The following is a 2,104-nucleotide window of genomic DNA, read 5'->3' as shown; positions in this document are numbered from 1 at the left end:
TGCTCCTACTTCCCGCATTACCTCACCAGCACTCCCGCCGCCGGATAAACCTTCCCGTTCACCGATGCATTGATGATGGGCAGGTCGGGCGTAGCAGTGAGCCACTCGATATTGCCGTCATGCAGGACCGCGGTGTCTTCGGCCTTGCCGCCGCGAATGCTGGGATTCCACGCGAAGGCCTGGTTGTTCACGACGGTCTCCCGGCCGTTGGGCGTCGCAACCCACTCGCGTTCGCCGTAGCCTGTTGGTCCACCCTGATGATGGAAGCGCTCTTCGCCCGGAAATCCTTCGGCACTGTACGCCGCCTGCGCGACGTGGAATAACTCGGCTGAAGTCGCGCCAACGCGCGTAGCGTCGAGCAGCGCGGCATTCACTTGTGCGGCTGATTTGAACCGCGCGACGAGTTCAGCCGGCAGCGCTCCGAAGTGCACGAAGCGCGTGATGGAGATGGCCAAGCCCCACTTGCGCGAGCAGAGATTGAGCATTCCATATTTCGTCAGCCGCGCACCGCGGGCAACTGCGTGTTTGTACTTGTAAATGCGATCGTCAACCGCGAACAGATAGACCGAGGGCATAATTCCGCGCCGCAGAAGGTTAGCGGCCGTGAGGGCCTCGAGATCGTATTCACTAAGTCCCGGCTCGACCTCGTGCAGTGACTCAACGGTTGCATCCGCCGTCTGCGTGCCGAGCCAGCGATAGCGAGCAATTTCAGTCTCGCTGAGCGATGCGCGGAGTGAGTAAAGATTGACCGGGATGAGCCCGGGGCCCGGCGTATCCGCTCCAATGTGAACTCCAGCCAATCGTTGAGCGGTCTGCAAGGTGTCGTCGGCGTACCAGGGAAAGAGCACCGGCTCGAAGTCAAGCTGGCCGAATTCTTCATCGTGCAGGCGCGGCGCTTCGTTCTCGGTCGTGAAGTAGTAACGCCTTCCCGTCGCCGTCACGAGCAGCGAGGCTACTCCCGTTTCGCCCGGAGTCAGCACGCGGACCTCAACCGCTCCGCCTGTCAACCAGGCAATGTTCTCGTGGCGGCGTATGAGTACGCCTTCCAGATCCTGCGTGCGAATCCACGCGATGAGCTTGTCGTGCTTGGCATTCAGTTCTTCATTCCAGGCAGCCTCTGTTACTAGAGTGGTTCCGTTCACAACGAGGCTCTTGTTGATCCGCTTGGTCATGATTGCAGTGTCCATATCAATCTCCTCAGGCAACGACGGGCGCCGACACGAAAGTCAACGCCCGCATTTGTATCGCCAGTGAATCAGTCCTCGAGGTTCGGGTGATAGTGGCTCTCCCACCCGAGATAGCGTGCAGCTTCGTGCACCGACTTCGAGACATCGCTGAAGTTGGCGGCAACGTGGTGTTCGAATCCCTCGCGGCAGATATATTTGAGCAGCTTCTGCAACTGCGGAATCTCAGCCACGCCGGCGCCGCCAAAGGTCTCTAGCGGATCGTCGGTAAATTTGCCGGCCCCGGTGTATCCGCGCACGATACCGCGACGATCGTCGGTGGAGTAACGCGCAAAGCTCATCGCGCCCGCTTTCACCCGGCCAACACACGTGCCAAAGGTGTTCAGCTTGCCTACCGTGCCGGCGATAATCTCCTGGTAGTCCATCTTTACGTCTTTGAAGAAGTGCTTGGGAAGGTTCGAGCAGTGGAAACAGACGCATTTGTCGGGATGGCTGCCGTAATTATTGTTCCAGTCCAGCAGAGCGGAGGGCGTACCGCTGGCAAGCGCCATCATGTACATGCTCAACGTGCCGGGCACGTCTACTTCGCAGGCCGAAGGAATCAGATCGTTCGACATCATGCTCATGATGGTGCAGGGGACGACGCCGAAGTACTCTTCCATTGACGTCCAGCACTGCACGGCGCTGATAGTGATGTGCGATTGCGCCATCCAGCCGTCGATCACCGCGCCAAGCTTCGCCATCTTCATCAGCGCTTCATCGGGAATCCCCGCCGTGCTCACATACTTCTTGATTGCGGTCAGCTTGCCCTGCGCTGCATCGTCATTATCCTTCATACGATTGATGCGGCCAAAAATCTCTGACAGGTCAATCGTCTCGATGGTGATGCCGCTGGTCTCGAAGATGCGCTCGGAGTAACG

Annotated in this window: 2 protein-coding genes; both read right to left on the bottom strand. The window is 58.9% G+C overall.

Translation table 11 applies throughout. From position 1 onward, the window contains the following. Positions 1-17: 17 nt before the first annotated feature. On the bottom strand, positions 18-1,187 hold the full coding sequence (locus WA354_RS23405; RefSeq protein ID WP_472815437.1) for a M24 family metallopeptidase: 1,170 nt from the start codon (positions 1,185-1,187) through the stop codon (positions 18-20). 68 nt (positions 1,188-1,255) lie between these two features. Continuing rightward, positions 1,256-2,104 (bottom strand): L-fucose/L-arabinose isomerase family protein (locus tag WA354_RS23400; protein ID WP_472815436.1); only part of this gene is annotated, 849 nt, incomplete at its 5' end.

Source organism: Occallatibacter sp. (assembly GCF_049802275.1).
Classification (GTDB): domain Bacteria; phylum Acidobacteriota; class Terriglobia; order Terriglobales; family Acidobacteriaceae; genus Telmatobacter.
This window is presented reverse-complemented; position numbering and strand designations above follow the sequence as displayed.